The 17,221-nt window shown below is 71.4% G+C and carries 8 protein-coding genes; 6 read left to right on the top strand and 2 right to left on the bottom strand.

All coding sequences use genetic code 11. The features are described 5' to 3' along the window. Positions 1–22: 22 nt before the first annotated feature. Entirely contained in the window at positions 23–379 is a 357-nt protein-coding gene (gene queD / locus Q0C12_RS04820; RefSeq protein ID WP_290886935.1) for a 6-carboxytetrahydropterin synthase QueD, read from the bottom strand. Between the two features lie 160 nt (positions 380–539). Between queD and Q0C12_RS04815 the strand changes: the two genes are divergently transcribed. The 4 genes from Q0C12_RS04815 to recD all read left to right on the top strand — a co-directional run bounded on the left by Q0C12_RS04815 (position 540) and on the right by recD (position 10,197). Further along, positions 540–1,427, top strand: a complete 888-nt coding sequence (locus Q0C12_RS04815; protein ID WP_290886932.1) for an SDR family NAD(P)-dependent oxidoreductase — start codon at positions 540–542, stop codon at positions 1,425–1,427. An 81-nt stretch (positions 1,428–1,508) separates the two neighbouring features. Beyond that, on the top strand, positions 1,509–4,958 hold the full coding sequence (gene recC / locus Q0C12_RS04810) for an exodeoxyribonuclease V subunit gamma (protein ID WP_290886930.1): 3,450 nt from the start codon (positions 1,509–1,511) through the stop codon (positions 4,956–4,958). After that, positions 4,955–8,482, top strand: a complete 3,528-nt coding sequence (locus Q0C12_RS04805; RefSeq protein WP_290886927.1) for a UvrD-helicase domain-containing protein — start codon at positions 4,955–4,957, stop codon at positions 8,480–8,482. Before recC ends, Q0C12_RS04805 begins: the two co-directional genes overlap by 4 nt. Beyond that, positions 8,479–10,197: an exodeoxyribonuclease V subunit alpha gene (recD, locus tag Q0C12_RS04800; protein ID WP_290886924.1), complete on the top strand. Its 1,719-nt coding sequence runs from the start codon at positions 8,479–8,481 to the stop codon at positions 10,195–10,197. The genes Q0C12_RS04805 and recD overlap by 4 nt, the downstream gene beginning before the upstream one ends. Before the next feature lie 25 nt (positions 10,198–10,222). Here recD and Q0C12_RS04795 read toward each other — a convergent pair whose 3' ends face one another. After that, on the bottom strand, positions 10,223–12,673 hold the full coding sequence (locus tag Q0C12_RS04795; RefSeq protein WP_290886921.1) for an ATP-binding protein: 2,451 nt from the start codon (positions 12,671–12,673) through the stop codon (positions 10,223–10,225). Positions 12,674–12,890: 217 nt separating this feature from the next. Here Q0C12_RS04795 and Q0C12_RS04790 point away from each other — a divergent pair, with 217 nt between their 5' ends. Next, on the top strand, positions 12,891–14,066 hold the full coding sequence (locus tag Q0C12_RS04790) for an EAL domain-containing response regulator (protein ID WP_290886919.1): 1,176 nt from the start codon (positions 12,891–12,893) through the stop codon (positions 14,064–14,066). Positions 14,067–14,079: 13 nt separating this feature from the next. Beyond that, a complete protein-coding gene (locus Q0C12_RS04785; protein ID WP_290886916.1) occupies positions 14,080–17,109 on the top strand; it encodes a PAS domain S-box protein in 3,030 nt (1,009 codons plus the stop codon). Positions 17,110–17,221 lie beyond the last annotated feature (112 nt).

The following is a 17,221-nucleotide window of genomic DNA, read 5'->3' as shown; positions in this document are numbered from 1 at the left end:
ATTCCCTCCTGCAGAACGCCAGTCAGTGGCCGGCGTAGCGGCAGCCGGAGGTGCAGGTTTCGTGCACCACCACCAGCGACAGCGCCGGCAGCAAGGGCTTGAGCTGGTCCCAGATCCAGCGCGCGAGGTTCTCGCTGGTCGGGTTTTCGAGGCCCGGGATATCGTTGAGGTAGTGGTGGTCGAGGCGGTCGTAGATCGGCGCGAACACGGCCTTGATGTCGCCGAAGTCCATGATCCAGCCCGTGTGCGGATCCGGCGTGCCGCCCACGTGCAGCTCCACCGCGAACGAGTGCCCGTGCAGCCGGGCGCACTTGTGGCCGGGCGGCACGTTGGGCAGCCGGTGCGCCGCCTCGATCCGGAAAACCTTGAAGATGTCCATGGCGCGCATTCTAGGCCAGCCGGACCCGGGTGCGGGGTCTGGTTCCGAACCTGACCCCCCTATCCTAGGCCGGGTAGGCCGGACGCTGGCCTGTTGCCGCATTGCCCGGCGTTGTCGGACGGGAGTAGCGTTGGCGCTGCACCGGCTTGGGAGGAATGCGATGCGAACCTGGTTCTTTGGCCTTTGGATGCTGGCGGCGTCGCTCGCCACGGCCGCCGAGACGCCGCTGTCCTACGCCGGCAAGACGGTGCTGGTCACCGGCTCCACCGATGGCCTGGGGCGCGAACTGGCGCTGGCGCTGGCCGCCGACGGTGCGCACGTCATCGTGCACGGCCGCAGCGTGGCGCGTGGCCAGGCCGTGGTGGACGAGATCACCGCGGCCGGCAAGGGTTCGGCCCGCTTCATCCCGGCCGACTTCTCGTCGATGCAGGGCGTGCGTGATTTCGCCGACGCCGTCGCCGCCAGCACCCCGAAGCTGGACCTGCTGGTCAACAACGCCGGCATCGCCTTCAACAATGGCGCCCCGCGCCGCACCAGCGCGGATGGCCACGAGCTGCAGTTCGCCGTGAACTACCTGGCCGGCTGGGTGCTGGTGAACAAGCTGCGCCCCAACCTGGCCGCCGCCGCGCCGTCGCGCATCATCAACATCTCCTCCGGCAGCGCGAATGCCATCGACTTCGACGACGTGATGCTCGAGCGCCCCGGCGCCTCCGACCGCGGCTATGGCCAGAGCAAGCTGGCGCAGGTGTCCATGACGGTCGAGCTGGCCCCCGCCTTCGCCGCCGATGGCATCACCATGATTTCGCTGCACCCGGCCACGATGATGAACACCACCATGGTCCTGGGCCTCGGCCTGCCGCCCCGCACCACGGTGGCGGAAGGCCGCGACCACGTGATGGGCCTGATCCGCGCGCCGACGCTGGAGCCCGGCGCCTTCTACCGCGATGGCCAGCCGACCGCGCCCCGCGACCCGCAGCCGTCCGACCCCGTCGCCCGGCGCAAGCTGGTCGCGCTGAGCGAGGCGCTCACCGGGGTTGCGCTGGACTGACGTGCGTCGCTGGCGCTTGCGTCGCAGCGGGTGAGACCAGTCCCAGCCAAGCTGGACCCACGTTTCGGCTAGGCTGTGCGAATGCCCGCGGACTGGAAACAACGCGCCAGCGAAGGAATCACGGTGTTCCGGGCCAGCCGGCTCGAGGCACTGCTGGAACCGCTGGACCACCTGCTGCGCACCCAGGCGCCGGCCTCGCCGCTGGCGCCGCAGACCGTCGTGGCCGCGCACCCGGGCATGCGCCAGTGGCTGGCCGGTGCGCTGGCGCGGCACCGCGGCGTCGGCGACATCGTCGCCAACCTTGAGATCGTGCTGCCGTCCACCTTCCTCGACGCACTGGCGCGGCAGGTGCTGGGCGAGAACGCGGTGTCGCCGCGCGGCTGGCGCCGGGAGTGGTTGCGCTGGCGCGTGCATGAGCTGCTCGAGGCGCCGTCCGATGCCGCCCTGCAGGCCTACCTCGCCGGGCCCGATCGCGCCCTGCGCCGGTTCCAGCTGGCCGACCGGCTGGCGCGCATCTACATCCATTACATGGCTTACCGGCCCGACTGGCTCGATGACTGGGGCTACAGCCGGCCCACCTTCGAGGCGGCCGGCTTCCATCCGGCGCTTTGGCGCCAGCTGAGGCAGGCGCTGCAGGAGCCGCATCGCGGCGAGCGCCTGATGGAGCTGGGCGCGAGGTTGCGCGCGGGCGGCGCCGATGTCGGTGCGCAAGACCCGCTGCACGTGTTCGGCCTGGGCCACATGGCGCCGGCGGAGCTGGCGGTGCTGCAGGCGCTGGCGGGGCATCGGCCAGTGGTGTTCTACCTGCCCGATCCCTGCCGCGAGTACTGGGCCGGCCTGCGCGGCGAGCGTGCGCGCCTGCTCGAGCTGGCCGCCGATCCGCATGGCGACGACGCCACCGCCTACTTCCTCGACCAGGGCCACCCGCTGCTGGCGGCCTGGGGCCGGCTGGGCCAGCACTTCATGCTGAGCATCCAGCAGCTGGAGGCGTCGCTCGACATCCGCCACTTCCGCGACGAGCAGCCGACCGAGCATCGCCCCGGGGTGCTGCTGTCGCGGGCGCAGGACAGCCTGCGCCAGTTGCTGCCGGCGCACATGGCGCTCGACCCGCGGCCGCGCGCCGAGCGCCTGCAGGACGCCTCGCTGCGCGTGCACGCCTGCCACTCGCGCTTGCGCGAACTCGAGGCGCTGCGCGATGCGCTGCTGCGCGCCCGCGCCGACGACGCCACGCTCGAACCGGCCGACATCGTGGTGATGGCGCCGGATATCGGCGCCTACCTGCCGCTGCTGCCGGCCGTGTTCGGCGAAGCCGGCCGCGCCGAGGGCCCGCTGCCCTACCATCTGGCCGACGTGCCGATGGCGCGCACGCAGCCGCTGTTCGCAGCGTTCCGCCAGTTGCTGGCGCTGCCAAGCTCGCGCTTGACCGCGCCCGAGCTGGTCGACTTCCTCGGCCAGCCGCCGGTGCTGCGTCGCCTGGGGCTGGACGAGGCCGACCTCGACACGCTGACCCGCTGGCTGGTGCGGGCGCGCGCCGCCTGGGGCCTCGACGGCGACACTCGCGCCGCGATGGGCGTACCGGCGACCGAAACGCACACCCTAGCCTGGGCCATGGATCGACTGGTCGCAGGCTTCATCCACGGTAACGAGGCCGACGACGACGTGCTGCGCCTGCCCGGCGGCGACGCGCTGGTGCCGGTGCCCGGCGTCGCCGGCGGCGCGAGCGCGGCGCTGGGGGCGCTCGACCATCTGCTGCAGCAACTGGCCGGACTGCGCGCCGACGTCGGCACCGAACGGCCGGCCTCGGAGTGGGCGCGGCGGCTGGAGGAGCGCCTGGATGCGCTGTTCCTGCCCGACCTCGACGACCCGCGGGGCGCGGAGTGCATGGACGCCCTGCGAGCCCTGCTGCGTGCCCTGGCCAGCGAGCCGGGCGAGCTCGGCCTGGACCCGCGGCTGTCCTTCCCGGTGGTGAAGCAGTGGTTGGAGGACCGCCTGGCGGCTACGCCGGAGCGGCAGCGCTTCCTCGCCGGCGGCGTCACGGTTTGCGGCATGGTCCCGCAGCGCGCGATTCCGTTCCGTGTGGTCGCGGTGCTGGGCCTGAACGAAGGCGAGTACCCGCGCAACGACATCGATGCCGGCCTGGATCCGATCGGGCGCGCGGGCCTGCGCCGGCTCGGCGACCGCGACGTGCGCAGCGACGACCGTTACCTGTTCCTGGAAACCCTGATGTCGGCGCGCGACATGCTGCACCTGAGCTACGTCGGTTTCGATGAAGTCGGCGGCAGCGTGCGCAACCCGGCGGCGCCGCTGGCCGAGCTGATGGCTGCACTGCCTTGCGGCGACGGCGAAGGTGCCGCCCGGCTGGCGCCGGCCTGGCGCGTGGACCACCGGCTGCAGCCATTCCACGCCGACTACTTCAACGGCAGTGATCCGCGCCTGTTTTCCTTCCGCACGGAGTTCGCCGGAATGGTTGGCGGCGAGCCCGGTGCGGCGACGCTGATGTCAACGGTCTCCCCGCTGCCCGGCACCGAGCACTGCGAGGTTGCGCTGGCCGGGTTGCGCCGCTATTTCCGCGATCCGGCCCGCGTGCAGCTGGCCGATCGCCTTGGCGCGCGGCTCGATGCCCTCGACGACGAGGGCCTGGTCGCCGACGAGCCGCTGGAGGCGCGCATGGAGCGCCTGGACTCGCCGGCGCGGGCGCTGTGCCTGCGTTTCCTGTCCGACCCCTCGGCACCGCGCGACGTGCCGGCGCCCGAAGCGATGCGCCTGGCCGGACTGCTGGCCGCCGGCGCGCTGGGCGACGCCGCCTGGCAGCAGGAGCTCGATGCCGCCGTGGCGGTGGATGCCACCGCGCGCGAACGTCCCGAGCTGGCGGCACTGTTGGCGGTCGGCTTGCCCGCGCCGACGCCGCTGGCGATGCGCCGCGACTTCGGCCGATTCCATGTCACCGGTGACCTGGGCATTGGCTACGACGGCGGCGATGCCCTGTACGTGCTTGAGGTATTCCCGAATCGCGAAAAGGAAAACGATCTCGATCTGCGCGATCGCCTGCCCTTGTTCCTGACCTGGGCGCTGGTGCGGCTGGCCCCGGAGAATGCCGACCGCGCAGTGAACCTGTGCGCGTTGGTGCAGAAGCCGCCGGCGAAGCCGCGTGCCGGCAGCCGGCCCGATGGCCTGTGGCAGGCCGGCATCGCTCAATGGGAGCGCGATTTCCTGGCGGCCAGCGTCTCCGCCAAAGCACTCTTCCTCGAGGACCTCGAGTCCCGCGTCCTTGAACTGCTCGAGCTCTGGGCTCGCCCCGCCACCCATCCCGCCTGGTATTTCCCGCGCGCCGCGGCGGCGATCGGCATCCGGCAGAAGGACGACGCCGCCGAGGGTGCCTGGCAGGCCGAGCGCGGCTACGCGCCGGGCTACGCGCGCCTGCTCGGTCGCGGCCTCGACTTCGAGGAAGGCACGCCCGATTTTTCGCGCCTCAAGGCCGAGGCAGACAGGCTGGTGCAGTGCATAACGCTGGGCGAGGCGAGCGCGGCATGAGCGCACCGACGCCCGTCGCGCACTGGTCGGCGCTGCCGCTCGACGCGCCCGGCCGGTCGCTGGTGGAAGCCAGCGCCGGCACCGGCAAGACCTGGACCATCGCCGTGCTCTACCTGCGCCTGTTGCTGGAGCCGGCGCAGCCGTTCAAGGTCGAGCAGCTCGTGGTGACCACCTTCACCGATGCCGCCGCGCAGGAGCTGCGCGAACGCCTGCGTCACGCGCTGCGTGATGCGCTGGCCTTGGCCGGCACGGCCGGTGCCCAACCGCAGGAACCGGAGATGCCGGGCGAGAACGAAACCTGGCTGCTCGCGCGCTGGGTGGACCCGGCGACGCGGGTCGAAGACCGCCGCCGCCTGCGCCTGGCGCTCGCCGATTTCGACCGCGCCCCGGTGGGCACGCTGCATGGCCTGTGCCAGCGCATCCTGGTCGAGCATCCGTTCGAGAGCGGCAGCCGCTTCGAAGTCGGTGAACCGACCTCGGGTCAGGCACTGTCCGAGGAACTGGCGCGCGATGCCTGGCGCGTGCTGCACCAGGGCGGGGGCGAGGTGCCCGCGGGCTTCGACCTCGAGGCGCTCACGCTGTCCACCTTCGGCAAACAGCTCCGGCAGCTGATGGCGCCGGGCGTGCAGCTCGATCCCGAGGGCCAGGACCTGCCCGCGGTGCTGGCCGATCTTCCCGAGGACCTCGCCTCCGGGCTCCGGGACGTCGCGGCGAGGGGGGAGTGGTTCGCCCGCTCGAACGCGGCGCTGCGCACGGCGCTCACCGGCCTGGCCGCGCTGTTCGCCGGCGAGGGTAGCTGGCCCAAGGACGACCATCTGGACCTGGTGCGGGAACGCACGATCGAAAAACAAATCCGGCCGGAACACCAGGAGGCTTTCCTTTCGCATCCTGCGGTGATCGCGCTGTTCCGCCACTGGCCGCGCATCGAGTCGACGCGATTCGAGCCTGTCAACCGCTTCTGGCGGCAGCAGCTCGAGCAGGCCCGGCGCTGGCGTGACGAGCGCCTGGCGGCGCGCGGTCAGGTCACCTTCGATGAAATGATCCGGCGCGCGCACGCCGCCATCCTCGCCAATCCGGCGCTGGCCGACACGCTGTTCGCCGCTTGGCCAGTGGCGCTGGTGGATGAGTTCCAGGACACCGACGCGCAGCAGTACGGCATCCTCGACCGCCTCTACCGCGACGCCGAGGGTCGGCAGCGCGGCCGCCTGGTGATGATCGGCGACCCGAAGCAGGCGATCTACGGTTTCCGCGGAGGCGACATCCACGCCTACCGGCGCGCGCGCGGCGATGCCCAGCACCTGCTCGAGCTGGGCACCAACCACCGCAGTTCGCGCGCCTACGTCCAGGCGGTGAACCAGTGGTACGCCGCCGGCGGCGAAGCGCTGGGCCGCTCCGGCAGCGATGACGTGCGCTACCGCGCCGTGGACGCCAGCGATCGCCGCGACGACACCCCTTACACCATCGCGGGCGTACCCCTGGCGCGACCGCTGCAGCTGCACTATCGCGGCAGTGCCCCGGACGGCCAGCCACGCCGTCGCCGCGAGGCGCTGGCGGCCTGCGCCAACCAGATCGCGGCCATGCTGGCCTCGGGCGAGCACCGGATCGGCGACGCCCCGCTGCAGCCAGGCGACCTGGCCGTGCTGCTGCCCACCAACCGCGACATCGCCAGCCTGCGCGCCCAGCTCCAACTGCGCGGCGTGCCTTGCGTCGGCGGTGCCCGCGACAGTGTCTTCGCCGGCGACATGGCCTTCGAGCTGCACATCCTGCTGGCCGCCGTCCTCAACACCGACGACGAACCGGCGCTGCGCGCGGCCCTGCTCACGCGGCTTTGGGGCGCGGACCTGGCCGGGCTGGCCGGGCTCGATGCGCACTCGCCCTTGTGGCCGGCGATCACGGCCCGGCGGGCTGCGCTGCGTGCGCGCTGGCAGCGCGAAGGCGTGCTCGGACTCACCCGCCAGCTGGCCCACGAAGCCGCACCGCGCCTGCTGGCTGCGCCCGGCGGCGAGCGCGAACTCACCGACCTGCGCCATCTGGGCGAACTGCTGCAGCAGCGCGCCGAGCGCGGCGGCGGCCCGCGCGAACTGCTGGCCTGGCTGGGCGAGCAGCGCCGCGACGAGGGCGATGCCGACAGCGCCGACGAGCGCCAGCCGCGGCTGGAATCCGACGCCCGCCGGGTGCAGCTGATGACCCTGCATCGCAGCAAGGGCCTGGAGTTCAACGTGGTCTTCCTGCCGCTGATGTGGGCGCAGGAGGGCGGTACCCAGCACCGGCCCTACCTGGTGCCGCTGCCGGCGGGTGGACGCCGCGCCGCCTTCGACCCGGACGCGAGGCAGGTCGCGCGGTGGGAAGGCCAGGACGAGCGTTTCCGAACGCTCTACGTTGCGCTGACCCGCGCCATCCACGCCTGCCATGTCTATGCCCTGGTGCCGGAGCGCTCGGCGTCCAACAGTCCCCAGCCCAAGGCCGATCCCGATCGTGCACCGCTCGACGCAATGGTGGCGCGGGTGATGGCCGAGGGCAGCGCCGCGTCGCTGCCGCAGGTGCGCTGGGACGATGCCGGCTGGCCGGACGAGTACGTGTCGCTGCCGCCGTCGCCGGTGGCCACCGCCGACCGCAAGGCGCTCGGCGAGCCGCCCGCGACCGCGTTGCGCCAGCGCCTGAGCTTCTCGACCCTGGTCAGCGGCCACCGCGCCGCGGCCACCGAAGAGGCCCCTGCCGACGACGAGTCGCTGGCGGCCCAGGCGCCGGAGGCCGGGGCCAGCGACGAGGCTCCGCATCCTGAACTGCTGGCGCTGGCCAGCGTCCGCGGCGCGGCCTTCGGCAACGCCCTGCACGCGGCCTTCGAGCATCGCCGCCAGGACCAGCCGCTGGCCGCGCAGGCGAGCCTGCTCCAGCGCCAGCTCGACGAGTACGGCGTGCGGCCCGGCGATGTTCCGCTCGATGCGCTGGTGCCGGTGCTGGCCCGCCGCATGGACGGCGCACTGGCCGCCGAACTGCTGCCGGGCCTTGGCCTGGGCCAGGTGCCGCCGGCGCGGCAGCGGGCCGAGATGGCCTTCCATTTCCCGCTCGACGCCGCCCGCCTCTCACGCCTGCGCGCCGCCTGTGCCGCGCACGGCGATCCCGGCCTGGTGCCGCCGCTGGCCGCCGAGCGCCTGCGCGGCCTGATGACCGGCAAGATCGACCTGGTGTTCGAACACGCCGGCCGCTTCCATGTGCTCGACTACAAGGGCAACTGGCTGGGCGAGCGGGTCGCCGACTACACCGGCAGCGCGCTGCGGGCGGCCATGGACCACAGCCACTACCGCCTGCAGGCGCTGCTGTACACGCTGGCGCTGCATCGCCTGCTGCGCCAGCGGCTGGCCGACTACGCGCCGTCCCGGCACCTGGGCGAGTATGTCTACCTGTTCGTGCGCGCGGCGGGCCTCGGCCCCGGTGCGGGCGTGTTCGCGGCGCGGTTCCCGGACGCGCTGGTCGAGGCGGTCGATGCCGTGCTGGCCGAAGAAGAGACCGGAGCAAGCGCATGAGCGCGCCACGCTATGACGCCCGACCGCCGAACGCCGGCAGCGAGGGCACGCTGCGTGAGCGCACGCTGGCCCGCGCGATCGCACGCTGGGTGCTGGGCCACGGCGGCAGCGAGCGACTGGCGGTGCTGGCGGGGCGGGCGGCGGTCGCCGAGCTGGCGGGCGACACCGCGCTGGCGCCGCTGGACCCGGAGGTTTGCGATGCGCTGCGGCGCGAGCCCCTGGTGGGCGACGGCAGCGCGCCGGCCTCGTTCGTGGTCGACGCCGACGGCCGCTTCTACCTGTGGCGCAACTTCCAGCACGAAGGCGAGGTGGCCGCCGCGCTGAGCCAGCGGCGCGCGGCCGGTGCGCCCAAGCCACTGCCGGATGACGCGCTGGCGACGCTCTTCCCCGGCGGCGACCCGGCGCGCGACGGCGCCCAGCGCGCCGCGGTCAGCGCCGTCGGCGGCCGCCGTTTCTTAGTGCTGACCGGCGGCCCCGGCACCGGCAAGACCACCACCGTGCTGCGCATGCTGCTGCGGCTGCAGCGCGATGGCGCCGCCGGCGCGGGCATCGCGGTGGCGGCGCCGACCGGCAAGGCCGCGCAGCGGCTGGTGCAGTCGCTGCGCCAGGAATCCGAGCGGCTGCGCGGACACCTGTCCCCCGACTGGCGGCCGGCGCTCGAGGCGCTGCCGATGGCAGAAGCGCTCACCGTGCATCGTCTGCTCGGCTGGTCGCCCGCGATCAACGCGTATTGGCGCGGGCCAGACACGCCGGTCGATGCCGGCATCGTGGTGATCGATGAAGCCTCCATGCTCGACCTCTCGCAGCTGCGCGCTCTGTTGCGCGCCTTGCGCGAAGACGCGGTGCTGGTGCTGGTGGGCGATGCCGACCAGCTCAGCCCGGTCGGCGCCGGCTCCGTGCTGATGGACTTGGTGGCCGTGTTGGAGGCGCAGTCCGCGCCCGACCTGGTGCGCCTGCGCCATGGTTTCCGCGCGGACGCCGTGCTGCAGCCGGTCAACGCCGCCGTTCGCGACGGCGACGGCGAGGCGCTGGCCGCGGCGCTGGACGCCGCCGGCGATCGCGCCACGCTGCGCACGGTCGAAACCGCCGCTGCCGTCGCCCGCGAGGCGCGACGCTGGGCCGAGCATCTCGCCGGACAGGGGCCGCCACCGGAGGCGTCCGACCCGAACGAGGCTGCCGTGGCGCTGCGCCAGCTCGCCGCACGCCAGCTGCTGTGCGCGCTGCGCGACGGCCCTTATGGCGTCGACGCGCTCAACGCCGCGATCGAACGGCACCTGCGCCAGCGCTGGCAGGTGCCCGCCGACCAGCCCTGGTATCCGGGGCGCGTGGTCATGGTCACCCGCAATCATTACGGCGCCGGCCTGTTCAACGGCGACCTGGGCCTGTGCCTGCGCGGCGAAGAGGGCGGGCTGCGGGTCTGGTTCGAGAACGAGGCCGGTGCCCGGGCCTTCGCCCCCGGGGCGCTGCCGGCGCACGAGCCGGCCTGGGCCCTCACCATCCACAAGAGCCAGGGCAGCGAGTACGGCCACGTCGCGGTGCTGCTGCCGCCGGATCCCGAGCATCGCATCCTTTCGCGGCAGCTGCTCTACACCGCGCTTTCGCGCGCCAGGCACTCGCTTGAAGTCTGGGGTCCCGCGGCCAGCCTGGGGGCGGCGCTGCAGCGCGGCGTGCGCCGGGCAAGCGGCCTGGCCCGCCGGCTTGGGCAAACGCGCTGATGGCCGGGCGGTGGTCCGGCGCCGGCTAGGACCCGGCGCTCCGCACCCGCTCCACGGCTTCGATCAGCCGGTGGCGGGTGATCGGTTTGGTCAGCAGCTCGAAGGCGGGTTTCTCACCCGCACGCGTCACGCCCCAGGGGTCGTGTCCGGTGATCACCAGCACGCCGATGCCGGGGTCGATGCGCTTGGCTTCCTCGGCCAGCACCATCCCGGAAACTCCGCCCGGCATGACCAGGTCGGTAATCAACAGGTCGAAGTCGCCGGCGGCGTGCAGATGCTTGATGGCGGCGCGGCCGGATTCCGCGGTCTGCACGGCATGCCCGGCGCCGGCAAGCATTTCGCGCAGGACGTCCCGCACGTCGGCGTGATCCTCCACCAGCAATATCCTGGCCGGTGTCGACGGCGACGCGGCCGCTGCGTCGTGCCCGGCTCTCGTCTCCGCCGCGGCTTCGGCCAGGGCCGGGAGCAGAAGGTCGAATCGCGCGCCTCCGCCTTCGGCGTCCGATGCCAGGACATCGCCGCCGCACTGACGGGCCAGACCCTGGACCATGGCCAGCCCGAGGCCCGAGCGCTTGCCGGGATCCTTGGACGAGACGTAGGGCTCGAAGATCCGCTCCCGGATCGCGGGATCGATGCCGGGACCCTGGTCGCGCACCGTCAGACGGACATACCGGCCCGGGGCGAGCGCCGCGTCCCGGGTCGGGAGTGCGTCTTGACCGGACACCGTGACGAGGTCGGTGGACAGCTCGATGCGACCGCCCGAGGGCATGGCATCGCGGGCATTGGCCACTAGGTTGATGACGGCGGTGGTCAGCTGGGCCTCGTCGCCGCGGCAGGCCGGGAGATCGGGCCGGGTCGAGAAGCTCACCTGGTTCTGGCCGCCGGCCGTGGCGGTGAGCAGGTCACGGATGGCCTGCAGCTGTGAGTTCATGTCCAGGGGCCGAAGGTGCAGCGGCTGCAGCCGGGCGTACGACAGCAGCTGGCTGGTCAGCGCGGCGCCGCGTTCGGCGCACAGTTGGGCGGTCTGGAGCTTCCGGTGGATCGGGGACTCTTGCGCCAGTGATTCGCGGGCCAGGTCCAGGTTGCCGGTGATGACGGCCAGCAGGTTGTTGAAATCGTGGGCGAAGCCGCCCGTCAGCCTTGCGATCGTTTCGTGGCGGCTGCGTCGCGCACGTTCCGCTTCCAGGGTGAGACGCGACGAGATATCGCGCAGCAGGTTGACCGAGCGGAGCTCGCCGGTTTCGGTCTGCACCAGGCGGGAGCTGATTTCCACCGGGACGCTGGTGCCGTCCTTGCGCCGGAAGCAAAGCTCGCCGAAGAAGATGCCGTCGCGTTCCCGAACCTGCAGCGCGTCGAGCAGCGTCGGATCACTCGGGTCCAACAGGTCGTCCCGGCGCACCCCGACCAGTTTCCCGTCGTCGAAACCCAGCAGGCGGCAGGCGGCCGGGTTCGCCGCCAGCACCACTTCCTCGGAATCGACGTGGCCGTCGGTCTTGGCGTAGATCGCGGGGTCGGCGATGTTCTCGAACAGGAAGCGGTACAGGTCCTCCTGCTCCGCCATCTGTCGCTTGACGCGATCCAGGGCCCTTGCCGGGGTGATGATGCCGCGCAGCCGGTCGCCCAGCGAGCGCGCGAAACCAAGGTGGCCATCGGCCTCGACCGCCACGTTGGGTACGATCACGAGCACGGCCAGCGGCCGGCCGTTGGCTTCGCATAGCGGCACGGCAGCCGCCTGGTCGGACCAGTCGGACGCTGCCCAGGGCTGGCCGCCTAGATCGAGCGCCTGAACCTCGGTGGCGCCCAGGGGCGCCACGGTTTTCATGAGGCCTTGCGCCTGCTCGGGCGTGGCGTGCAGCGCCCAGTCGATTCTGTCCGGACGACCGCTGGCCGGGTCTACGTGCAGCAGCACGGCAGCCTGCGCGTCCATCGTGTTCGCCGAAAGCCTCTCGCGCAGGCTGCTCGCCACGCCCTCGATACCGAGGCGATCCATCGCGTCCGCTGGCAGGCTGCAGCTGTCCTGGCGCCGTCGATACAGATGGGCCTGGGTCGTCTCCGAAGCGATCGACATCAGCCCGAGGGTCGAGCCATCGCCGGCGCGCACCGCACTGTATGAGAAGTCGAAGTAATACTCCCGGGGCTGCTCGTGCTTGGCCAGAAGCAACCGGAAATCCTTGAAGTTCATCGGCTGCTGGGTTCGGCGGATCTGTTCGATCGCGGGTTCCAGGAAGGGCCAGATTTCAGTCCAGCTCTCCCGGACCGGCGCCCCGAAGGCGCCCGGGTGCTTGTGGCCGAAAATGTCGTTGTAGGCGTCGTTGTAGATCTGTATCCCGTCTTCGCCCCAGATCGTGCAAACCGGGAAGCCCGAGTGCATGGCCACATCGATGACCTGGTGCATCGACGCGGGCCACTCGGAACGATCGCCGAGCGGCGTGCCAGACCAGTTGATGGATTCGAGCAGGCGGTGGTTGGGGCTCATCAGCGGTGCCTCCGTTGCAAGACGGGCGGGCGTGCTCTCGGCTCTGACCTGGGCAGTGTCTCCCGAATTCCTCGTCGCTTCCACTCCCTGGCACCCTGGCCGCGGATTCGCGAAAGCGTGATGTCGTCGCGAGAACCGTCGGCGCTGCCCGGTGAACATGCATCCCGTCGGGCTTCCCTTCGCCGGCCCGCGCGACGCATCAACGGAGGTCTGCCAAATGAACGTCGCATCCCGCATCCTCGCCATCCTCGACGACGACCACGCCGTGGCCGAAACCATCGCCGTGGTGGCCGAGAACGAGGGCTTCACCGTCCATCGGTTCGCCGAAGCGAGTGGCTTCCTGGCGGCCTTGCCGGGCCTGCAGCCCAGCCATGTCGTGCTCGACCTGGTGATGCCGGGCATGGATGGCGTCGAGGTCCTGCGACGCCTGGCGGGATCGGACTGCGGCGCGGCGCTGCTGCTCACCAGCGGCACGGGTCAGCGGGTGCTTGAGTCGGCGCGCGCGACGGCCGCCGAGCGCGGGCTGACGGTGGTGGGCATCTTGCCCAAGCCGTTCAAGCCGGTCCATCTGCGGGAAATGCTGGCCAAGGGGGTGGCGCCGCGGCGCGCGCCCGGCCTGCGCCGCTGCCACGCCGACTTCGCGCCGCAGGAGCTGGCCGAGGCCATTCGGGACGGCGCCATCCACGTCTTCGCCCAGCCCAAGGTCGAGGTGGTTTCGGGCAAGGTGGTCGGCGCGGAACTGCTGGCGCGATGGAACCATCCCGAGCGCGGCATGGTGCCGCCGGATGTGTTCGTGGCGCTGGCGGAAGCCTCGGGGCAGGTGCAGGCATTCACCGACGCGGTGCTGGCGGAGGGATTGGCCTGGTTCGCCAAAAGCCCGTTGCGCGAGATGGGCAGCGTCGCCGTGAACCTGTCCACCAGCAGCCTGGCCGAAGTCACCCTGGCCGACCGCATCGAGCTTGCCTGCGCCAGGCACCAGCTCTCGCCCACCCAGGTCGTGCTGGAGATCACCGAGTCTTCCGCCATGGACCGCACGGCGGATTGCTTCGATACCCTGACCCGCCTTCGCCTGAAGGGCTTCCGCCTGAGCGTGGACGACTTCGGGACCGGCTATTCCTCGCTGGCACAACTGGCGCGGCTGCCGCTGTCGGAAATCAAGATCGACCGCTCGTTCGTGATGCAGATGCTGGTTTCCAACGACGCCAGGAAGATCGTCGCATCCACGATCCGCCTGGCCGAGAGCATGGAAATGGACTGCGTGGCCGAAGGCGTCGAGGATGCGCAGGTGCTGGCCGCGCTGGCGGAGCTGGGCTGCCCCCTGGCGCAGGGCTACCACATCTCCCGTCCGGTGCCGGGTCCTGAGTTCGACGCCTGGCTGCTTGGCGCCCGCTAAGCCGGGGGAGATCATGTCTCGCGATAACCGTCGTATTGCGCCGCAGCGCCACGTGCCGGCCTGGGTGTTGCCGGTGACGATCGGCCTCCCGATACTGGTCTTCCTGGCGGACCTGGCCACGCCGCTGGGGTTCGCGCACGGGATGCTTTACCTGCCCATCGTCATGCTGTCGGTGGCGAGCCGGCGGCGAAGGGTGGTGATTGGCTCTGGTGCGCTTTGCGCCCTGTTCCTGCTGCTGGGCTACCATTTTTCCCCGCCCTACGGTGGCCGGGACGCCCTGGTCCTGGCCACCTTCAACCGCATGACGGCCCTCCTGCTGGTGGTGGCCTGCGCCGCCTTTGCCCTGTACCTGCAGAAGCTGCTTGGCATCCGCGATCTCGCCATGCGGACCAGCCAGCAGGCGCAGCGAGCTTTGGAGGCGGAACAGCAGCTGCGGGAAATCGCCTGTGAGGCCGGTCGCATGGGCGGATGGCGGGTCCTGCTGGACCAGCGCCGTGTCGTCTGGTCGGACGAAGTAGCGGCCATCCACGGCATGCCGCCCGAGTATTCCCCGGGCCTGGACGAGATGCTGGGCTTCTATCCGGAGTGCGACCGGGCCCTGATCCGGGCGAGGTTCGAGGCCTGCGCCGCCGAGGGAACGCCATTCGACGAACAGCTGCAGATCGTCAACGCGCGCGGCGAGCGGGCGTGGGTGCGATCGATTGGCCGCGCGGTGCGGGATGTCGATGGCCGCATCATCCAGGTCCAGGGCGCCTTCCAGGACATCAGCGAGCAACGTCGCCTTGAGATGTCGCTGAGGACGAGCGAACAGTGGTTCGCCGACGTCGCCGGCAACATCCCGATCCACCTCTGGGCGGCCGACCCCGAGGGCCGCGTCAACTACTCCAGTCCCCGGCTCAGTGAGTTCACCGGCGTGCCGGCGGAGGTACTGGCCACGTCGGAAGGCTGGCTCGAGGTGCTGCACCCGGCCGACCGTGCCCCCGTGCTGGCGGAGTGGGCCCTGTGCATCGCCGAAACGCGCCCTTACCGGGCGGAGTTCCGGATACGCGCGGCGGATGGCGAGTACCACTGGCACCTGGTCCAGGCGATGCCAACGCGGGACGGCGACGGCGCGGTGGCACGCTGGGTGGGAAGCGCCGCAAACATCCAGCACAACAAGGCGCTGGAGCAGGAGGCACGCGAGCTGGCTTCGCGGCTGGCGACGACGCTGCAGAGCATCAACGAAGGGTTCGTGCTGGTGGACCCGCAGTGGCGCTTTTCGTTCGTCAACCGCCGGGCCGAAGCGCTGCTGCGGCTTCCCGCCGAGGAGGTGCTGGGACGCACCTGCTGGGAGTGCATTCCCCGGCTGTCCGGCACGGTGTTCGAGGACCGGTTCCGCCAGGCGATGACGACGGGTGAGCCGATCCGGTTCAGCGAGAAACTGGCCTCGGCCGAGCGCTGGTTCACCATCCATGCCCTCCCGTCGGCCGAGGGGCTTGCCGTTTACTTCCAGGACATCACCGAACGCCGGGCCGCGGATGCGCAGCTGCGCCTGCTGGAGTCGGCGGTCAACCGGATCAACGACATCGTCCTGATCACCGACGCCGATCCCCTGGACGAGCCGGGCCCGCGAATCGTCTATGCCAACCCGGCCTTCGAGCGCTGCCTTGGCTATCCCGTGGCGGAGGTGCTGGGCAAGTCGCCGCGGCTGCTGCAGGGCGAAGGGACCTCGCGCGACGAGCTGGACAAGATCCGCGGCGCGCTGAGCGAGGCGCAGCCCGTGCGGGCCCAGCTGGTGAACTATGCGCGGGACGGGCGCGAGGTCCACCTGGAGCTGGACATCACCCCGATCCCCGGCGAAGACGGCCGACCGAGCCACTTCGTGGCGGTGGAGCGCGACGTCACCGAACGTATGGAGATCGAGCGGCGGCTGCGCCAGGCGCAGCGCATGGAGTCCATCGGCAGGCTCTCGGGCGGCATGGCGCATGACTTCAACAACCTGCTGACCGTCGTCATGGGCAACGCCGAGGTCCTGGTGGAGACTCTGGCGCCCGATGCGCGCTCGCGCCGGCTGGCGGTGATGATCGCGGATGCCGCCCAGCGCGCCTCCGACCTGGTGCAGCGCCTGCTTGCCTATGCGCGCCAGCAGGCGTTGGCGCCGCGTGCGGTGGCCGTGGCCGGGCTGGTGGACGGCATGGTCGAACTGGTGCGCCGGACCCTGGGTGGACACATCGAGGTCAACGTTGAACACGCGCAGCGGGTACCGCGCGCCCTGGTCGACCCGGGCCAGCTCGAGAGCGCCCTGCTGAACCTGTGCATCAATGCCCGGGATGCGATGCCCGGCGGCGGCACCCTGGACATCGCGGTTCGCGAGGCAGTGCTGGGCGAGGGCCAGGTCGGGGCCTTGCCGGCCGGGCGCTACGTGCTCATCCAGGTCAGGGATACCGGCACGGGGATCCGGCGGGAGGACCTGGGCCGTGTCTTCGAGCCCTTCTTCACCACCAAGGAGCGGTCCGGTGGGACCGGGCTGGGCCTTTCAACGGTGTATGGATTCGCCAGCCAGTCGCGCGGCCACGTCAGCATCGCCTCCGAGCAGGGCCAGGGAACCGAGGTCAGCCTCTACCTGCCGCAGGCCGATGACCAGGCTTCCGTGCAGGTGCCGCCGCACGTACCGTCCGGCCTGCCTGAGCGCTCGGGCGCGCGGATCCTGCTGGTGGAGGACAACGACCTGGTGCGGCAGTACGCGATGTCGCAGCTGGAGCAGGCGGGCTACCGGGTCACCCCCACCGAGTCCGCGGATGGCGCGCTGGCGTGCCTGTCGGGCGAAAGCCCTTTCGACCTGGTGTTCACCGACGTGGTGATGCCCGGTGAGATCGGCGGACTGACCCTGGCGAAGATCGTGCAGCGCGAGCATCCGGAATTGCCGGTGTTGCTGACTTCGGGCTACACGGACCAGCCGCTGCCCTCCGGAAACGCGGGGTTCGAGCTGCTGCACAAGCCCTATCGCGCCTCCGACCTGCTGGCCCGCGTTGGCGCCGCGCTGTCGCGCAAGGCGGTGCGCTGAGTGAACGGATGCATCGGCGCTTCCTAGGCGCTACTTGGCTGCGGCCCGCGCGGCCCTGTCCGCTTTGCGTCGTGATGCGCGTGAACCTGCTCATCGCGCCAGGAGTATCGCC

The organism is Arenimonas sp. (assembly GCF_022842045.1).
Taxonomy (GTDB): domain Bacteria; phylum Pseudomonadota; class Gammaproteobacteria; order Xanthomonadales; family Xanthomonadaceae; genus Arenimonas.
Note: the sequence above shows the minus strand (reverse complement) of the source record. Positions and strands in the feature narration are given on the sequence as shown.